The organism is Kitasatospora sp. NPDC057936, from assembly GCF_042887525.1.
Lineage (GTDB): Bacteria > Actinomycetota > Actinomycetes > Streptomycetales > Streptomycetaceae > Kitasatospora.
Genome location: NZ_JBHVPD010000010.1, coordinates 69,086 through 84,856 on the forward strand (window position 1 = coordinate 69,086; position 15,771 = coordinate 84,856).

Sequence of the window (15,771 nt, forward strand, 5' to 3'; positions counted from 1 at the left end):
GGTCTTGGCGGCGGGCTCCCCCGGGTACTCATGGAGCTATGACCTCCGCCGCCGAGCCCGCACGGACCCGCCCGGCCGCCAGTGTCCCCCCGTCCTGGACGCCGACCGCCGGCTACCGACTCCAGCTCCAGCCCGGCTTCACCCTCCGCGACGCCACCGCCGCCGTCCCCTACCTCGCCGCCCTCGGCGTCTCCCACCTCCACCTGTCCCCGCTGCTGGAGGCCGCCCCCGGCTCGACCCACGGCTACGACACCGTCGACCACGGCCGCGTCAGCGAACAGCTCGGCGGCGAGCCCGCCCTGCGCGAGCTGGCCGCCGCCGCGCACCGGCACGGCCTGCGGCTGCTCGCCGACGTCGTGCCCAACCACATGGCCGTGCCCGTCCCCGAACGGCTCAACCGGCAGCTGTGGGAGGTCCTGCGCGACGGGCCCGACTCCCCGTACGCGCGCTGGTTCGACATCGACTGGGCCGCCCAGCCCGGCCCCGCCGACGCCCCCGGACGCGGCCGGGTGCTGCTGCCGCTGCTCGGCGGGCGGCTCGGCGACGAACTCGGCCGGATCACCGTCGACGGCGACGTGCTGCGCTACCACGACCACGTCCTGCCGCTGCGCCCCGGCACCGGGCACCTGCCGCTCGGCGAACTCCTCGCCCGCCAGTGGTACCGCCTCGCCTGGTGGCGCCTGGCCCGCACCGAGCTCAACTACCGGCGCTTCTTCACCGTCAACGAGCTGATCGCCGTGCGGGTCGAGGAGCCCGAGGTCTTCGACGCCACCCACGCCGTGCTGCTGCGGCTGCACGCCGACGGCGTCCTCGACGGCTTCCGGATCGACCACCCCGACGGCCTCGCCGACCCGCGCGGCTACCTGGCCCGCCTCGCCGCGGCCACCGGCGGCGCCTACACCGTCGTCGAGAAGATCCTCACCGGGGACGAGCGGCTGCCCGCCGACTGGCCGTGCGCCGGCACCACCGGGTACGACGCGCTGCGCCGCATCGACGGGGTGCTCACCGACCGGGCCGGCGCGGGCCGGCTGGCCGCGGCCTACGAGGCGTTCCTGCACGGGACCGCCGCCCCCGCCGAGCTCCGCCCGGACCCCCACCCGGCGGTCGCCGCGGCCCTGCGCGGCCGGGCCGAGATGACCGCACCGCGCGGCGAGCTCGCGGCCGAGGTCGACCGGCTGGTCCGGCTCGCGGTGCGGGTCGGGGCCGCCGAGCCCGAGCACGCCGACCACGCGCCCTGGCAGCTGCGCGCCTCGCTGGAGCGGCTCCTCACCGGCTACCCGGTCTACCGGCCGTACGTGCGGCCCGGCGAGGCCGGCGACGACGGGTACCTGCGCGCGCTGCTCGACGGCGCGGCGGACCCCACCGACTCCCTCGTCGCCGCCCTCGCCCTCGGCGAGCTCGGGCGCGGGCCCGAGAAGGACGAGTTCTGCGCCCGCTTCGCCCAGACCGCCGCCGCCGTCGCCGCCAAGGGCGTCGAGGACACCGCCTTCTACCGGTGGAACGCCCTGCCCGGCCTCAACGAGGTCGGCGGCGAACCCGCCCGCCCCGGACTGGAGCCCGCCGGCTTCCACGACTGGTGCCGGTACCTGGAAGGCGCCTGGCCGCTCAGCATGACCGCGCTCTCCACCCACGACACCAAGCGCAGCGCCGACGCGCGCGCCCGCCTCGCCGTCCTCGCCGAGCAGCCCGAGGCGTGGGCCGCCGAGGCCGCCGCGTGGTCCGCCGCGGCCGGGCCCGGCGGCGACCGGGACGGCGACTGGCTGCTGTGGCACACCCTCGTCGCCGCCTGGCCGATCGGCCCGGACCGCCTCGTCGCCGCCCTCCTCAAGGCCGCCCGCGAGGCCAAGCTGCACACCTCGTGGACGGCCCCCGACGCCCCCTTCGAACGCGCCCTGGAGGAGCGCGCCCGCGCCGTGTACGACGACCCCGGGCTGCTCCCCCGCATCGAGGGCCGGGTGCACGCGCTCGCGCCGTACGCCCGCTCCAACACGCTCTCCGCCGCGCTGCTGCACCTCACCGTGCCCGGCGTCCCCGACCTCTACCAGGGCAGCGAGGAACCGCTGTACACCCTCGTCGACCCCGACAACCGGGGCGTCGTCGACCTCGGCGCCCTCGCCGTCCGGCTCACCGACGCCGCCACCCCGCGCCCCGGCGACCTCGCCCGCGAGAAGCTCCACCTCACCGCGACCGCCCTGCACCTGCGGCGCGCCCGCCCGCTCGGCCCCTACCGGCCGCTGCCCGCCACCGACCTCGCCTCCGACCACCTGCTGGCCTTCGCCCGCGGCGACGACGTCGTCACCGCCGTCACCCGCCTCCCGTACGGCCTGGAGCGCGCCGGCGGCTGGCGGGACACCTTCCTCGACCTGCCCGCGGGCGGGCCGTGGACGGACGAACTGACCCACCGCACGCACCCGGCGGGACCGGTGCCGGCCGCCGACCTGCTGGCGACGTACCCCGTGGCACTGCTGACGAGGAGGAGCCCGGCGTGAGGCCGTACGAGGTGTGGGCGCCGTTCGCCGCCCACCGGGTCGAGGTCGAAGTCGACGGCATCCCCCACCCGTTGGACCGCCGCCCGGACCGGGACGGCTGGTGGGGCGGCGAGGCGCCGGAGGGCGACTACGCGTTCCGCCTCGACGGCGGCCGCCCCCTGCCCGACCCGCGCTCGGCCCGGCAGCCGCACGGCCCGGACGGCCCGAGCCGGGCCGTCGACCACGCCGCGTTCCGCTGGTCGCACACCGGCTGGCGCGGCCGCCCGCTGCCCGGGGCGGTGGTCTACGAGCTGCACGTCGGCACCTTCACCGCCCGCGGCACCTTCGACGGCGCCGCCGAACACCTCGACCACCTCGTCGGCCTGGGCGTCGACTTCGTCGAGCTGATGCCCGTCTGCCCGTTCCCCGGCAAGCACGGCTGGGGCTACGACGGCGTCTCCCTGTGGGCCGTCCACGAGCCCTACGGCGGGCCCGAGGGCCTGAAGCGCTTCGTCGACGCGGCGCACCGCGCGGGCCTCGGGGTGATCCTCGACATCGTCCACAACCACCTCGGCCCGTCCGGCAACCACCTTCCGGCGTTCGGCCCGTACTTCACCGACCGGCACCACACCCCGTGGGGCTCCGCGATCAATCTGGACGGCCCCGGCTCCGACGACGTGCGGACGTACCTCATCGGCAGCGCGCTCTCCTGGCTGCGCGACTACCGCATCGACGGGCTGCGCCTGGACGCCGTGCACGCCCTCGCGGACGACCGGGCGGTGCACTTCCTGGAGGAACTGTCCGGCGAGGTCGAGAAGTTGGCGGCGGCCACCAACCGCCCGCTGTTCCTGATCGCCGAGTCCGACCTCAACACCCCGCACACCACCACGCCGCGCGAGGCCGGCGGCCAGGGTCTCGACGCCCAGTGGAGCGACGACTTCCACCACGCCCTGCACGCCGCCCTGACCGGCGAATCCCAGGGCTACTACGGCGACTTCGCGCGGGCGCCGCTCGCCGCCGTCGCCAGGACGCTCACCCGCGGGTTCTTCCACGACGGCACCTGGTCCGCCTTCCGCGGGCGCCGCCACGGGCGCCCGTTCGCGCCGGCCGGCGCCGGGCACCGGCTGCTCGGCTACCTGCAGACCCACGACCAGATCGGCAACCGGGCGCTCGGCGACCGGATCTCCACCACGCTCACCCCCGGGCGGCTCGCCGCCGGCGCCGCGCTGGTGCTCACCTCGCCGTTCACGCCGATGCTGTTCATGGGCGAGGAGTGGGGCGCCGCCACGCCCTGGCAGTACTTCACCGACCACACCGACCCCGACCTCGCCGAGGCCGTCCGGCGCGGCCGGCGCCGGGAGTTCGCCGAGCACGGCTGGCGCGCGGAGGCCGTCCCGGACCCGCAGGAGCCGGCCACCGTGTTGCGCTCGGTGCTCGACTGGACCGAGCCGCGGCGCCGGCCGCACGCCGAACTGCTCGACTGGCACCGGCGGTTGATCCGGCTGCGGCGGGAGCGGCCCGAGCTGTCCGATCCGGACCTGGGCGCGGTGCGGGTCGAATTCGACGAGGCCGCACGGTGGTTGGTCGTCCACCGGAGGCCGTACCGGGTGGCGGTCAACCTCGGGTCCGGCGAGGCCGCGCTGCCGCTGGGCGGCGAAGGGCGGGAGGTGGTGGCCGCGTTCGGGCCGGCCGCACTGGACGGTCCGACGGTGCGGCTGGGGGCGGACGCGGTGGCCGTCGTCCTGCTGTGACCGGCCGCGGCTACCACAGGAAGGTGGCGATCCGCTCCCGCAGCGAGGCCGCGTCCAGGCCGTAGGCCGCCAGGTGCTCGGGGATCGAGCCGTAGTGCCGGTGCTCCTCGCGCGGCACGCCGAGACCCAGCACCCGGTGCGGGCGGTCGGCCAGCGCCGCGTGCGCCTCGTTCGCCGACGTCCCGGCCAGGTACGGCTCCACCAGCACGACGTCCGGCCGGTCGCCCAGGGCCGCGCGCAGCCCGGCCGCGTCGAACGGGCGGACGGTGGCGGCGTACAGCACGGTCACGTCCAGGCCCTCGGTCGCCGCCAGCACCGCGTCCAGCATCGGGCCGACGGCGACGACCACCCCGCCCGAGCCCTCGCGCACGGCGGTGAACCGGCCCGGCTCGACGGCCACCGGCGCCTCGTTCTGGTGCGCGGACAGGCGGACGTACACGTTGCGGTCGCCGTCCGCGACGGCGTGGCGCAGCAGCGTCTCGGCCTCGTCCGGGTGGCCCGGCACGTGGACGGTCCAGTCCGGCAGGGTGTCCAGCAGCGCGACGTCACCGGGCGACATGTGGGTGCGGCCGCCCGCCGGCCAGTCGTACGAGCCGGCCGCGCTCACCAGGACCGCGCCGACGCCCTGGTGGACCAGGTCCAGCTTGACCTGCTCGAAGGGCCGCTCGACGAGGAAGCTGGCGAAGGTGTGGGCGATCGGGCGCATCCCGGTCAGCGCCAGGCCGCCGGCCGCACCGATCAGCAGCTGCTCGCGGATACCGACGTTGATCACGCGGTCTGGGTGGCGCCCGGCCGCCGGGGCGAAGGAGGCCGCGCTGATGTCGGCGAGGACGAGGGCGACGCGCGGGTCCTGGTCGAGGAGGTCGGTCGTGACGTCGAAGAAGCGCTCGCGCATGGTTTCCATCGGTGAAGTCCCCTTGTGTATCGGCGGGTTGTACGTGACGGCGGTGGTGCTCGGCCGGGAGTGCCCGGCGGTGCTCGGTAGTGCCTGGGAGTGCTCGGCAGTGCTCAGGAGTCCTTGGGCTCGACGCGGGCCACCACGACCCGCGGGCGGCCCGGGTGCGCGGCGGTGTAGGCCGCGTGCAGCGCCTCGTGGTCGCGGCCGTCGACGGTCTGCGCCGACCAGCCCTCGGCCGCGAACCGGGCCGCGATGCCGCCCTGCCAGCCGTGCGTGGCCGAGGAGTTGTCGATGACCACGGCGTGCAGCCGGTCCAGCCCGTAGGCGCCGGCGAAGGCCACCGCCTCGTGGTTGGAGCCCTCGTCGAACTCCGCGTCCCCGAGCAGCACCCACACCGCCGGATCGGCCAGGCCCTGGGCGCGCAGCCCGAGCGCCGTGCCGACGGCCAGCGGCAGGCCGTGGCCGAGCGATCCGGAGGCGATCTCGACGCCCGGGACCAGCATCCGGTCGGGGTGGTGGCCGAGTGGGGAGTCGTAGGCGCCGAAGCTCGGCAGCACCTCGGGGTCGATGAACCCCTTGGCGGCGAGCACGGCGTAGTACGCCATCGGACCGTGGCCCTTGGAGAGCAGGAAGCGGTCGCGGTCCTGGTGCTCGGCCGTCCCCGGGGTCACCCGCAGGATCCGGTCGTAGAGCACCCAGAGCGCGTCCAGCGTGGAGGTGGCGGCGGGGCCGTGCTTCTCGTCGCCGGTCATCAGCGCCATGAGGGCCGGGAGGTCCTCGAAGCGGGCGCCGGCCCGGGTCCCGCTCGCCGTCTGCGTCGTGTGCGTCATCTGCTTCGTCATGACGATGATGGTGCAACTTAAAGCCAGCTTGAAGTCAAGCGATCACCGACGGTGTCCGCGGCCCGGCCGGAAAACCGGTTGCCGCAAGGCCGTTCGCACGCCTAGCGTCCTGCCGTGCTGCCTGTGGTGGAGACGGAAGAGCAGTGGGACGCGGTCGTGCCCGACGAATCGGTGATGCGGCCGGGCGCCGCTGCGCTCTGTGACCGGCTCGGCATCGGCGGCCTCCCGCTCGACGACCTCGCGGAGGAGTGGTTCGGCACCGACTGACCGGGCCTCCGAACCCGCCCGCGGCCCACCCGAAGCCCCCTGGAGCCCCCTGGAGCCCCCTGGAGCCCCTTGCAGTCCGCTTGAAGTCCGCTTGAAGTCCATGGATAGAGTGGGCCGCATGACCGCAGCGCCCGGCCACGGCCCCACCCGCCACGACCTCCTCACCATCGGCCAGCTCGCCGAACGCAGCGGCCTCGCCACCTCCGCCCTGCGCTACTACGAGAGCCTCGGCCTCATCCACGCCACCCGCACCGCCGGCGGCCAGCGCCGGTACAACCGCGCCACGCTGCGCCGCGTCGCCTTCGTCCGCGCCGCGCAGCGCGTCGGCCTCTCCCTCGACGAGGCCCGCGTCGCCCTCGACCGCCTCCCCGAGCACCGCGTCCCCACCGGCACCGAGTGGGACGCGGTCGCCACGTCCTGGCAGAGCCGGATCGACGAGCAGATCGCCGAACTGGAGCGCCTCAAGGCCAAGCTCACCGGCTGCATCGGGTGCGGCTGCCTCTCGCTCTCCCGCTGCGCGCTCTACAACGCGGCCGACCGCGCCGCCGCCTCCGGCCCCGGCGCCCGCTACCTCCTCACCCGCGACCCCGGCACCGGCCCGGAGCCGGCCGTAGCGCCGTAGGGCCCCAGGGCCTCAGGGCCTTGGGTCCGTCCGCAGGATGCTGTAGCGCACGACGTCGCGCCAGGCGCCGTCGCGGAAGGCCAGGGCCCGCTGGACGCCCTCCCGGGTGAAGCCGCACTTCTCCAGGGCGCGCTGCTCGGCGAGGTTGGTGGCCTCGGTGTCCGCCTCCAGCCGCATCACCGGGGTGTGCGCGAACAGGTAGGCCACGAGCTGCCGTTGGGCCTCCGTGCCGACGCCCCGGCCGCGCGCCTCCGGGCGCAGCTGCACGCCGATGTTCCAGTACGCCGACGCCGACCGCGGGCTCGCCTGCCGCCAGGAGACGAAGCCCGCGAACGCGCCGGCGCTCTCCACCGCGAGCACCGAGCGGTGGTCCGCGAGCAGGCCGTCCTCGGCGAACTGCCGGCGGATCGGCCCGAAGTCCCGCCAGCCGTACCACTGGAACTCGCCGAGCGCGTCGGGGTCGTTCATCATCGTATGGAGGACCGGAAGGTCCGCCTCGGCGATCGGGCGCAGGGTCACCGGTTCTTCGTTCATGTCCGCCCGAACGCGCGAGTTTCCCTGACCGTTCCTCATATCGTCTCGCCGCAGGCCAAGATGGTCGGGGACGCACGGGATCCGGCGACGAAGGGGAACGGCCATGGCGGGGACGACGGTCAGCACGGTGGTGGAGGCTCCGGCCGGCAAGGTGTGGGAGCTGATCGGGGACTTCCACGCCCTCGGCGCGTGGCACCCGGACCTGCCCCCGAGCCGGCGCGGCAACGACCTGGGCGGCACGGCCGTCGGCGCCGTCCGCCTCTTCGAGCTCGGCGACACGGAGCTGAGCGAGACGCTGCTCGGCTACGACGACGGGGCCCGGAGCTACACGTACGGCTTCGCCGACGGCACCTTCGAGCTGAGCGCCTACCGGGCGACCCTGCGGGTGGTGCCGGTCACCGAGTCCGACGCGGCGTTCGTCGAGTGGAGCGCCACGTACGACGTCGAGCGCGAGCACCGCGAGGCGTCGACGGCCCTGGTGCACGGCGTGTTCACGGCCGGCCTGCGCGCCCTGCGCGAGCGCTTCGCGGGCTGACGGCAGGCCGCGGCGGGACCGTCGCGAAAGCGTTATCCGGGGCCGTTCCCTGGCACCTCCCAGCCCCGCCCGGAAACGGCCCTTCCCGCCCCCTGGCGCCCGCGCCGCCACCTGCACACCCCGGGGCCGGTGCGGCCGGAGGCCCCCCTTCGCAGCCCACCGCCAGGAGCCGCTACACCCCTTCCCACCAGGGGAGTTGGCCCTGGGAAAGACTCTCGCGGCCGCCTAGGCTCGACCCCATGAACCGCACGATCCGCACGACCGAAGACGTCCTCGCCCTCCTCGACCGCCTCTTCCCCCCGGCCGCCGACCGCTGGACCTCCGACGCCTCCGCCTGGTGGGACGGCTTCTACGCCGACCGGAGCGCCGGGCGCCCGTTCTTCGTGCCGAAGCCGGACGAGCACCTCGTCTCCTACCTCGACCGCGGCCTCGTCGCCCCCGGCGGCCGGGCGCTCGACCTCGGCTGCGGTCCGGGGCGCAACGCCCTGCACCTGGCCGCGCTCGGCTTCGACGTCGACGCCGTCGACCTCTCGCCCGCCGCCGTCGCGTGGGCCGAGGAGCGGGCGGCGGCCTCCGGGCTCGGCCCGCGCTTCCACTGCGGGAACATCTTCGACGTCGAGCTCCCGCACGCCCGGTACGACCTCGTCCTCGACTCCGGCTGCCTCCACCACCTGCCGCCGCACCGCAGGATCGGCTACCTCGCCCTGCTCGACCGGGTCCTCGCGCCCGGCGGCCACTTCGTGCTCAGCACCTTCGCCGCCGGGGCGATGGGCTCGGAGCGGCCCGACGAGGACCTGTACCGCGTCGGCGGCCTGGAGGGCGGCCTCGCCTACGCGCCCGAGGAACTGCGCGCCCTCTTCGCGGACTTCGAGCCGGTCGAGATCCGTCCGATGGCCGAGCAGTCCCCGGACTCGCCGCTCTTCGGCGTGCCGTTCCTGCTCACCGCGCTGTTCCGGCGGCCCTGAGGCCCGACGCCCGGCACTGACGGGCTCCCAGGCACCTCCCAGCGGACCATCAGACGATCACCAGCCTTTAAGCGCCCTCTCATGTCCCCGTCCTAGCCTCCGCCGCATGAACGTCTCACTGCTCGGCGGCTGGTTCCCGTGGACCGTACAGGCCGTCGCCGTCGCCCTGTTCGTCACCGCCGTCGGCTGGCGGGACCGGACCTGGCGCGTCAAGTGGGGTCCGATCGCCTTCGGGGCGGCGGCGGGCCTGACCGCGCTCGCGGCGGTCGGGGTGCTGACCCTGTCCGGCATCACCGACCCGATCCCGTTCGGCGTCTGGCTGTGGAGCGGCGTGGCGGTGGGGGCGTTCAGCGTGCTCGGGTTCGGCTGGCGCGGCGCCCGCTGGTGGCGGCGGGCGCTGGCGCCGCTCGCCGCCGTCCTCGCGCTGTTCGCGGCGGCCAACAGCCTCAACGTGGCCACCGGCTACTACCCGACCATCGGCGACGCGGTCGGCGAGCTGAGCGGCGACCCACTGCCGGACCAGATCACGCTCGCCCAGCTCGGCTCGATGCACGGGAAGACGAAGACCGGCCGCATCGTCCAGGTCGACATCCCGGACACCGCCAGCGGCTTCGCGCACCGCCAGGAGCTGGTCTACCTGCCGCCCGCATGGTTCCGCAGCCAGAGCCGGCCCAAGCTGCCGGTCCTGGAGATGATCGGCGGCGAGTTCTCCGCGCCGGACAACTGGATCCGCTCCGGCGACGCGGTGAAGACGGCGGACGCGTTCGCCGCCAAGCACAACGGCTTCGCGCCGATCCTCGTCTTCGTCGACGCGACCGGCGGCTTCCGGGTGGACACCGAGTGCGTGGACGGCCCGCACGGCAACTCCGAGAGCCACCTGGTCAAGGACGTCCCGCCGTTCGTCCAGAAGACCTTCAACGCCGCCACCGACCCGCACAAGTGGGGCGTGGCCGGCTGGTCGATGGGCGGCACCTGCGCCTTCGACCTCACCGTCGAACACCCCACGGTCTTCACCCACTTCGGCGACTTCTCGGGCGACAAGGGCCCGTACATCGGCGACAAGGACCACACCGTCCAGGAGCTCTACGGCGGTGACGCCGCCGCGTGGTCCGCGCACGACCCGGTGACCGTCCTCGCCCACCACCCCAAGTACCAGGGCGTGTCCGGCTACTTCGGCCAGGGCGACGAGGAGCACGGCCAGATCGAGTCGGCCAAGGTGCTGAACGACGCGGCGAAGAAGGACGGCATCCGCACGACGACGGCCGTCGGCTCCGGCAAGCACACCTGGCAGACCGGCGCCGCGACCTTCGTCCAGGCCCTGCCCTGGCTCGCCGCCCAGCTCGGCGTCCCGGGCACCCGGGCGTAGGGGCAGCTGGTCCCCACACGAACCTCGCCGGGGAAACCCTTGACGTCCCCGACCCCGCCCCGCCTCCCCGCAACGGCCGTTCACCAGGCGGCAGAAGGGCCGACCGGCCGTGCGGGGCCGCCGGAGGGCGGCTCCCACCTCCGGCCCGCCATCGCTTCTTCCGCGGGCACGCACACCTTCGCCACCGGGCGGCTGCAACTGTCCGGCACCCCGGGCTACCAGCCGGTTTTCCACTTTGCAAGGGATGGCCGGATAGCACTAAGTTTCGACCGCTGTCGATGCCGCGCAGGGCTGAGTACCCCTCAAGCCCAGGTCGGAAACGGTGTCGTGCCCCCGGACGTACGGGGGAAGGACCAGCCATGCCGCGTGCCCACCAGGCGCCGGGAGCCACCGGGCACCCGACCCCGATCCGGCACACCGGACACGTGAGGAGCCGTCGGTTGCGCACCACCCGCCCGGCCGGCGTCACCGGTGCGGCCCCGCCCTGCGAGGCCCTCCCGGGCTGCTGAGCAGCCCGCACAGACCGCCCCGGTCGCGATACCGGGGCACGACGGGTCGGCCCGTCCGGCACAGGGGACCGGACGGGCCGGCCCGTCACCACGCGCCGCCGGCCGTCAGAGGCCGAGGCGGCTCAGCGCGGTCGTCCAGTCGGAGGCGATCGCTCTGCGCGCGGCGTCGAGCGTGACCTGCCCGCCGCACACCGCCTTCTTCAGCCGGTTCTCGACGGTGTCCTTGCTCTGCGCGGGCTCGTTGCCGTACCGCGGCTCGGGCCACAGGTTCCGCGGGTCGCGCGGGGCGCCGCCGAGCTCCAGGGGGACGAAGTGGTCCTCCTCGTAGTCGGCCGGGTTGGTGTCCGAGTAGCCGTACTGCGCGATCTGCTGCACCTTCAGGGCGTTGGTGTAGCTCGCCGGCGGGCGCACGGTGGCGGTCCAGCCGGAGACGCAGATCGTCTTCTGGATGGTCGCCTGGGTGACGGCCGGGTTGTACGCGCCCGGCGTGCAGGACGGGTCGGGCAGCGGCAGGTACGCGCGCGAACAACCGGCCGCACGGGCACCGGACTTGTGGGCGGACGGGTGCGAAGCGGCCTGCGCGGTCCCGGTTCCGGCGGCGATCCCGGCGGCGGCGAGGGCGGTGGCCGCGGCGACCACGGTCAGGCGCTGACGAAGCATCATGGAGGCTCTCTCCTGGGCCGGCCCGGCCGAATGCCGGGCGACTGTGCCCATGACAGCAGCGCCACCACGAACACCGTCAGCCCCGGGACGTGAACTACTTGGTAAGAGTTTGCCGGTGCGTCAACTCCCGGGCCAGCAGGGCCGCCGGGCCCTCCGGGAGGCTGCCGTGCACGAGTTCGGTGCGGTGCACCAGGCGCGGCAGCGTGACCGGCACCCCGACGACGCCGGGGGCGGCGGCCAGGGCGGACGGCGGCAGCAGGGCCAGGCCGTGGCCGGTGGCCACGAGCGCGAGCAGGGCGTGCACGTCCGTACCGCGGTAGCGGGTGGCGGGGCGGAAGCCGTCGGTGCCGGTGGCCGCGCGCAGGCGGGCGGGCGGCGGGGTGAGGTCGGGGGCGTCGAGCCAGCGGGCGGCGGACAGGTCGGCGAGGGCGACCCCGGGCCGGCCGGCCAGCGGGTGCCCGGCGGGGAGCGCCACGACGACCGGCTGCTCGGCGACGGCGACGGTGCCGAGCGGGCCGACGTCGGGCAGCGGCAGCGGGTCGCTGGGCGCGGCGAGCCCGTCGACGAGGGCGAGGTCGACGTCCCCGGTGGCGACCAGCGCGGGCAGCACGTCCTGGGCGAGCACCCGGACGTCCACCTCCGCGCGCGGATACGTCCGGCGCACCTCGCCGAGCGCACGCCCGACCGCGGTGCCGAGCGCCAGGGGGGTGGCACCGAGCACCAGCCGGGCACTCGCGGCACCGACCAGGCGCGCGACGTCGGCGCGCGCCGCCTCCAGCCGCACGAGCAGCGGCGCGGCGTGCTCCAGCAGCCGCACGCCCGCCTCGGTCGGGCCGACCGGGCGGCGGACGAGCAGCGGCGCCCCGAGGTCCGCCTCCAGCGCGGCGATCTGCTGCGAGACGGCGGACTGCGTGTACCCGAGCTCGCGCGCCGCCTCGGAGAACGAGCCGAGGCGGACGACGGTGACGAAGGTGCGCAGCTGCTGCGGATCCACAGTCTCATCAGCCGATCTGATCGAGGGGTAAGAAATCATCGTTGGCGGTGATCTCGGGTGCCGGGCCAGGATAGCCGCATGACCTACCAGACCCCGCGCATCGCCCTGGTCGGCGACCGCTCCCCCGCCGTCCGCTCGCACGCCCGCATCCCCGGCCTGCTCGACGCCCTCGCCACCCGCGACCAGCTCGACCTGGACGCCTACTGGATCCCCACCGAGGACGCCGGGGCACCCGGCGCACTCGACGGCTTCGACGCGATCTGGCTGCTCCCCGGCAGCCCCTACCGCAGCGAGGACGGCGCCCTGGCCGCCGTCCGGACCGCCCGCGAGCTCGGCATCCCGTTCCTCGGCACCTGCGCCGGCTTCCAGCACGCGGTGCTGGAGTTCGCCCGCGACGTCTGCGGCATCGGCGACGCCGTCCACGCCGAGCAGGACCCGGACCGGGACGAGCAGGTCATCGAGCCGCTCGCGTGCTCGCTGGTCGGCCACGAGGGCGCGGTGAACGTCACGCCCGGCACGCTCGCCGAGCGCGTCCTCGGCACCACCCGCACGCTGGAGCGCTACCACTGCGCGTACGGGCTCAACGCCGCCTACCTGGACCGGCTGCGCGAGCACGGGCTGCGGTTCAGCGGCGCGGACGAGGCGGGCTCGGTGCGCATCCTGGAGCTGACGGACCACCCGTTCTTCCTGGCCTCGCTGTTCCAGCCGGAGCTGTCCGGCGACGGCACCCGCCCGCACGCGATGATCCGCGCCCTGGCCGCCGCCGCGGTCGAGCGGGCCGCCTCCGTCGAGCGCGCCGCCTCCGCCTGACGGGCCCGCCCGGCCCGCCCGCCCTGGTGCCGGCCCGTCACATCGGCAGCGACCGCAGCCGCACCGCCCCCTCCGGCCAGGCGGCGCCGGCCCGCAGCGGCGCCCACATCGTGCGCAGTGGCATCACGGCGAGCAGCCCGCCGGGCTGCTCGACCGTCACCTCGCCGGGCACCTCCCGGAAGCCCAGCCGCTCGTAGAGGCCGACGAGCGGCGGACGGCAGAACAGCAGGGCGTAGGCGGGGCCGAGCGTGCGGGCGTGGTCGAGGGCGGCCCCCACCACGGCGCGCGCGAGGCCGCCGCCGCGCCGGTCGGCGGCGACGGCGACGCCCCCGACGCCGACGGCCGGCACCTCCGCGCTCCCGATCGTGAGGGGCAGCGGCAGCAGGCCGGTGTGCGCGACGAGCCGGCCCCCGGCGGACCGGACGCCGAAGTGGATCTCCTTGGGCAGGAACGTCAGCCCGGTGTGCGCCACTCCGTAGGGGTCGTCGCCGGGCCCGAGGATCTCGTCCTGGTCGGCACGGGTGTACTGCGGCAGCCGCACGACCTCGACCGGCGCGGCGGGGCTCCCGGAGGGAAGATGATCGGTCATCCCGCCATGGTCGCTTCCGGGGCTCACGGAATCCAGGGCCCGCCGGGATCCAGGGCCGGCCGGATCCAGGGCCGACCGTGATCCAAGGCCGACCGGAACCCCGGTGTGGAAGCATGCCCCCATGCGCCAGCCCACCGACCAGCAGCCCGGGCACCGCCCGGTCCCCGGCCTGCGGGCCGCCCACCGCTCCACCATGCTGGTGAGCCTGCCGGTCCGGCTGCCCGCCCCGGTCGTCGCGCTCGCCCCGACCGTCCTCGCCCTGCTGATCCTGGTCCCGCTCGCCGCGGGCGACCCGGACGTCGGGCCGACGTCCTCCCGCGGGGTCAACGCCACTCTGATGGCGATCGGCGCGCTCGCCCTGGCCTTCCGCTGGCGGGCCCCGGCGACGGTCACCGCGCTCACCCTGCTGAGCGGCCAGCTCCCCCTCGCCGTCGCGCTCTACGGGTTCGCCGCGCGGCGCGGCCGGACCCGGGCGCTCGTCGTGATCGCCGTCCTCGCCGAGATCCGCCTGCTCATCCCGTTCGACCTCGGCGACCTCAGCACGCTGAACAACATCGCCAACATCATCGAGGACCCCCTCGTGTACGGCGCCGTGCCGCTCGCCCTCGGCCTCACCGCCCACCAGCGCGCCCGCGCCGTCGACCTGCTCGAAGACCGCAACCGCCTCCTGGAGGCCGCCCGGCAGCACGCCGAGGAACGCGCCGCCGCCGCCGAACGGGCCAGGCTCGCCCGGGAGATGCACGACGTCGTGTCCAACCGGGTCTCGCTGATCACCCTGCACGCCGGTGCCTGCCAGGTCGCCGCGCCGAACGACCCGGCCGTCGTCAAGGAGACCCTCGGGCTGATCCGCACCCTCGGCCTGCAGGCCCTCACCGAACTGCGCGGACTGCTGGGCGTGCTGACGCCCGCCTCCGACGAGGGCCCGTCCCTGGGCGGACTGCCCGCGCTCGTCGGGGAGTCCCGCCGGGCCGGCCTGTCCGTACGGCTGAGCGTCGACGGCCCGGCCGACGGCGGGCCCGAGCCGAGCCCCGCCGTCCAGTACGCCGCCTACCGGATCGTCCAGGAGGCGCTCACCAACGTGCACAAGCACGCCCCCTCCGCCACCGTCGCCGTCACGGTCGAGATCCGCGCGGACGGGCTGCGCCTGTCCGTCGTCAACTCCCCCGGCGACGGCGGCGAGGATCCGCACCTGCCCTCCGGCGGACACGGCCTGGAGGGCATGCGCACCCGCGCGGACGACCTCGGCGGCACCCTGGAGGCGGGCCCCACCCCGGAGGGCGGCTTCGCCGTCCGGGCCCGCCTGCCGCTCACCGCCGACGTGCCGGCCGGCGCGGCCTGATCAGGAGCGGGGCCGCAGCCGCGCCCACACCTCGGCGACGCGGGCCGGCAGTTCCTCCAGCGGGCCGCTGTTGTCGATCACGACGTCCGCGATCGCGAGCCGCTCCTCGCGGGTGGCCTGCGCGGCCATCCGGGCCCGGGCCTCGTCCTCGGTCATGCCGCGCAGCTCCACCAGCCGCGCGACCCGCACGTCGTCCGCCGCGTCGACCACGACGACCAGGTCGTACAGCGGGCCGAGCCCGTTCTCGGCGAGCAGCGGCACGTCGTGCACGACGACGGCGTCCGGCGCGGCGGCGGCCTCCAGCTCGGCCGAGCGGGCCCGCACCAGCGGGTGGACGATCGCGTTCAGCGCCTGGAGCCGGTCCGGGGCGGCGAACACGATCGCACCGAGGGCCGGACGGTCCAGCGAACCGTCCGGCCGCAGCACGGCGGGCCCGAACTCGGCCACCACGGCGGCGAGTCCGGCCGTCCCGGGCGCGACCACCTCGCGGGCGAGCACGTCGGAGTCCACGATCACCGCGCCGTGGGCGGCGAGCAGCCGGGACACCTCGCTCTTGCCGGCGCCGATGCCACCCGTCAGTCCGATCTTCAGCATGGCGCCAGGCTACCGGCGCCGCCCT

General features: G+C 75.4%; 16 protein-coding genes. 9 read left to right on the forward strand and 7 right to left on the reverse strand.

Annotated elements, in window-relative coordinates:
* Window positions 1-38: 38 nt before the first annotated feature.
* Window positions 39-2,489 carry a malto-oligosyltrehalose synthase gene (gene treY, locus ACFVU9_RS08205; RefSeq protein ID WP_387591185.1) on the forward strand — a complete coding sequence of 817 codons (2,451 nt, stop codon included), beginning with the start codon at window positions 39-41 and terminating at the stop codon, window positions 2,487-2,489.
* A complete protein-coding gene (treZ, locus tag ACFVU9_RS08210) occupies window positions 2,486-4,219 on the forward strand; it encodes a malto-oligosyltrehalose trehalohydrolase (protein ID WP_387591188.1) in 1,734 nt (577 codons plus the stop codon). The genes treY and treZ overlap by 4 nt, the downstream gene beginning before the upstream one ends.
* 10 nt (window positions 4,220-4,229) lie before the next feature.
* On the opposite strand, the gene ACFVU9_RS08215 is transcribed toward treZ, so the two are convergent.
* On the reverse strand, window positions 4,230-5,123 hold the full coding sequence (locus tag ACFVU9_RS08215) for a transketolase family protein (protein WP_380440989.1): 894 nt from the start codon (window positions 5,121-5,123) through the stop codon (window positions 4,230-4,232).
* Between the two features lie 104 nt (window positions 5,124-5,227).
* Window positions 5,228-5,947, reverse strand: coding sequence for a transketolase (locus ACFVU9_RS08220; protein ID WP_387591289.1), 720 nt, complete (start codon window positions 5,945-5,947; stop codon window positions 5,228-5,230).
* 126 nt (window positions 5,948-6,073) lie between these two features.
* Here ACFVU9_RS08220 and ACFVU9_RS08225 point away from each other — a divergent pair, with 126 nt between their 5' ends.
* The gene (locus tag ACFVU9_RS08225) at window positions 6,074-6,226 is read left to right on the forward strand and encodes a hypothetical protein (RefSeq protein WP_380440991.1); all 153 of its coding nucleotides are present in this window, start codon (window positions 6,074-6,076) and stop codon (window positions 6,224-6,226) included.
* Window positions 6,227-6,344: 118 nt separating this feature from the next.
* Window positions 6,345-6,848: a redox-sensitive transcriptional activator SoxR gene (gene soxR, locus ACFVU9_RS08230; RefSeq protein WP_380492742.1), complete on the forward strand. Its 504-nt coding sequence runs from the start codon at window positions 6,345-6,347 to the stop codon at window positions 6,846-6,848.
* Between the two features lie 12 nt (window positions 6,849-6,860).
* On the opposite strand, the gene ACFVU9_RS08235 is transcribed toward soxR, so the two are convergent.
* The gene (locus ACFVU9_RS08235) at window positions 6,861-7,382 is read right to left on the reverse strand and encodes a GNAT family N-acetyltransferase (protein WP_387591191.1); all 522 of its coding nucleotides are present in this window, start codon (window positions 7,380-7,382) and stop codon (window positions 6,861-6,863) included.
* Window positions 7,383-7,485: 103 nt separating this feature from the next.
* Between ACFVU9_RS08235 and ACFVU9_RS08240 the strand changes: the two genes are divergently transcribed.
* From ACFVU9_RS08240 to ACFVU9_RS08250, 3 genes are all read left to right on the forward strand, one after another.
* Complete coding sequence (locus tag ACFVU9_RS08240) at window positions 7,486-7,917, forward strand: SRPBCC family protein (RefSeq protein ID WP_380440996.1); 432 nt, start codon at window positions 7,486-7,488, stop codon at window positions 7,915-7,917.
* Between the two features lie 239 nt (window positions 7,918-8,156).
* A complete protein-coding gene (locus tag ACFVU9_RS08245; protein WP_387591194.1) occupies window positions 8,157-8,882 on the forward strand; it encodes a class I SAM-dependent methyltransferase in 726 nt (241 codons plus the stop codon).
* A 106-nt stretch (window positions 8,883-8,988) separates the two neighbouring features.
* Window positions 8,989-10,248 carry an alpha/beta hydrolase gene (locus tag ACFVU9_RS08250; protein WP_387591197.1) on the forward strand — a complete coding sequence of 420 codons (1,260 nt, stop codon included), beginning with the start codon at window positions 8,989-8,991 and terminating at the stop codon, window positions 10,246-10,248.
* 614 nt (window positions 10,249-10,862) lie between these two features.
* On the opposite strand, the gene ACFVU9_RS08255 is transcribed toward ACFVU9_RS08250, so the two are convergent.
* Together ACFVU9_RS08255 and ACFVU9_RS08260 are read right to left on the reverse strand one after the other, a co-directional pair.
* Window positions 10,863-11,420, reverse strand: coding sequence for a hypothetical protein (locus ACFVU9_RS08255; RefSeq protein WP_380441002.1), 558 nt, complete (start codon window positions 11,418-11,420; stop codon window positions 10,863-10,865).
* A 94-nt stretch (window positions 11,421-11,514) separates the two neighbouring features.
* On the reverse strand, window positions 11,515-12,414 hold the full coding sequence (locus ACFVU9_RS08260) for a LysR family transcriptional regulator (protein WP_380501139.1): 900 nt from the start codon (window positions 12,412-12,414) through the stop codon (window positions 11,515-11,517).
* A gap of 78 nt (window positions 12,415-12,492) precedes the next feature.
* Between ACFVU9_RS08260 and ACFVU9_RS08265 the strand changes: the two genes are divergently transcribed.
* Entirely contained in the window at window positions 12,493-13,224 is a 732-nt protein-coding gene (locus tag ACFVU9_RS08265; protein WP_380441008.1) for a hypothetical protein, read from the forward strand.
* A gap of 37 nt (window positions 13,225-13,261) precedes the next feature.
* On the opposite strand, the gene ACFVU9_RS08270 is transcribed toward ACFVU9_RS08265, so the two are convergent.
* Window positions 13,262-13,813 (reverse strand): GNAT family N-acetyltransferase, encoded by a 552-nt coding sequence (locus tag ACFVU9_RS08270; protein ID WP_380441011.1) that lies wholly within the window; start codon window positions 13,811-13,813, stop codon window positions 13,262-13,264.
* A gap of 121 nt (window positions 13,814-13,934) precedes the next feature.
* Between ACFVU9_RS08270 and ACFVU9_RS08275 the strand changes: the two genes are divergently transcribed.
* On the forward strand, window positions 13,935-15,152 hold the full coding sequence (locus ACFVU9_RS08275; protein ID WP_380441013.1) for a sensor histidine kinase: 1,218 nt from the start codon (window positions 13,935-13,937) through the stop codon (window positions 15,150-15,152).
* Here the strand turns inward: ACFVU9_RS08275 and coaE are convergent, their stop codons facing one another.
* Window positions 15,153-15,746, reverse strand: coding sequence for a dephospho-CoA kinase (coaE, locus tag ACFVU9_RS08280; protein ID WP_380501133.1), 594 nt, complete (start codon window positions 15,744-15,746; stop codon window positions 15,153-15,155). It lies immediately after the preceding gene.
* Window positions 15,747-15,771: the final 25 nt, after the last annotated feature.

Excerpts from the sequence above, each read along its gene's own strand:
- treY (WP_387591185.1), top strand. The coding sequence starts at position 39 with ATGACCTCCGCCGCCGAGCCCGCACGGACCCGCCCGGCCGCCAGTGTC.
- ACFVU9_RS08215 (WP_380440989.1), bottom strand. The coding sequence starts at position 5,123 with ATGGAAACCATGCGCGAGCGCTTCTTCGACGTCACGACCGACCTCCTC.
- ACFVU9_RS08220 (WP_387591289.1), bottom strand. The coding sequence starts at position 5,947 with ATGACGCACACGACGCAGACGGCGAGCGGGACCCGGGCCGGCGCCCGC.
- soxR (WP_380492742.1), top strand. The coding sequence starts at position 6,345 with ATGACCGCAGCGCCCGGCCACGGCCCCACCCGCCACGACCTCCTCACC.
- ACFVU9_RS08235 (WP_387591191.1), bottom strand. The coding sequence starts at position 7,382 with ATGAACGAAGAACCGGTGACCCTGCGCCCGATCGCCGAGGCGGACCTT.
- ACFVU9_RS08240 (WP_380440996.1), top strand. The coding sequence starts at position 7,486 with ATGGCGGGGACGACGGTCAGCACGGTGGTGGAGGCTCCGGCCGGCAAG.
- ACFVU9_RS08245 (WP_387591194.1), top strand. The coding sequence starts at position 8,157 with ATGAACCGCACGATCCGCACGACCGAAGACGTCCTCGCCCTCCTCGAC.
- ACFVU9_RS08250 (WP_387591197.1), top strand. The coding sequence starts at position 8,989 with ATGAACGTCTCACTGCTCGGCGGCTGGTTCCCGTGGACCGTACAGGCC.
- ACFVU9_RS08255 (WP_380441002.1), bottom strand. The coding sequence starts at position 11,420 with ATGATGCTTCGTCAGCGCCTGACCGTGGTCGCCGCGGCCACCGCCCTC.
- ACFVU9_RS08265 (WP_380441008.1), top strand. The coding sequence starts at position 12,493 with ATGACCTACCAGACCCCGCGCATCGCCCTGGTCGGCGACCGCTCCCCC.
- ACFVU9_RS08270 (WP_380441011.1), bottom strand. The coding sequence starts at position 13,813 with ATGACCGATCATCTTCCCTCCGGGAGCCCCGCCGCGCCGGTCGAGGTC.
- ACFVU9_RS08275 (WP_380441013.1), top strand. The coding sequence starts at position 13,935 with ATGCGCCAGCCCACCGACCAGCAGCCCGGGCACCGCCCGGTCCCCGGC.
- coaE (WP_380501133.1), bottom strand. The coding sequence starts at position 15,746 with ATGCTGAAGATCGGACTGACGGGTGGCATCGGCGCCGGCAAGAGCGAG.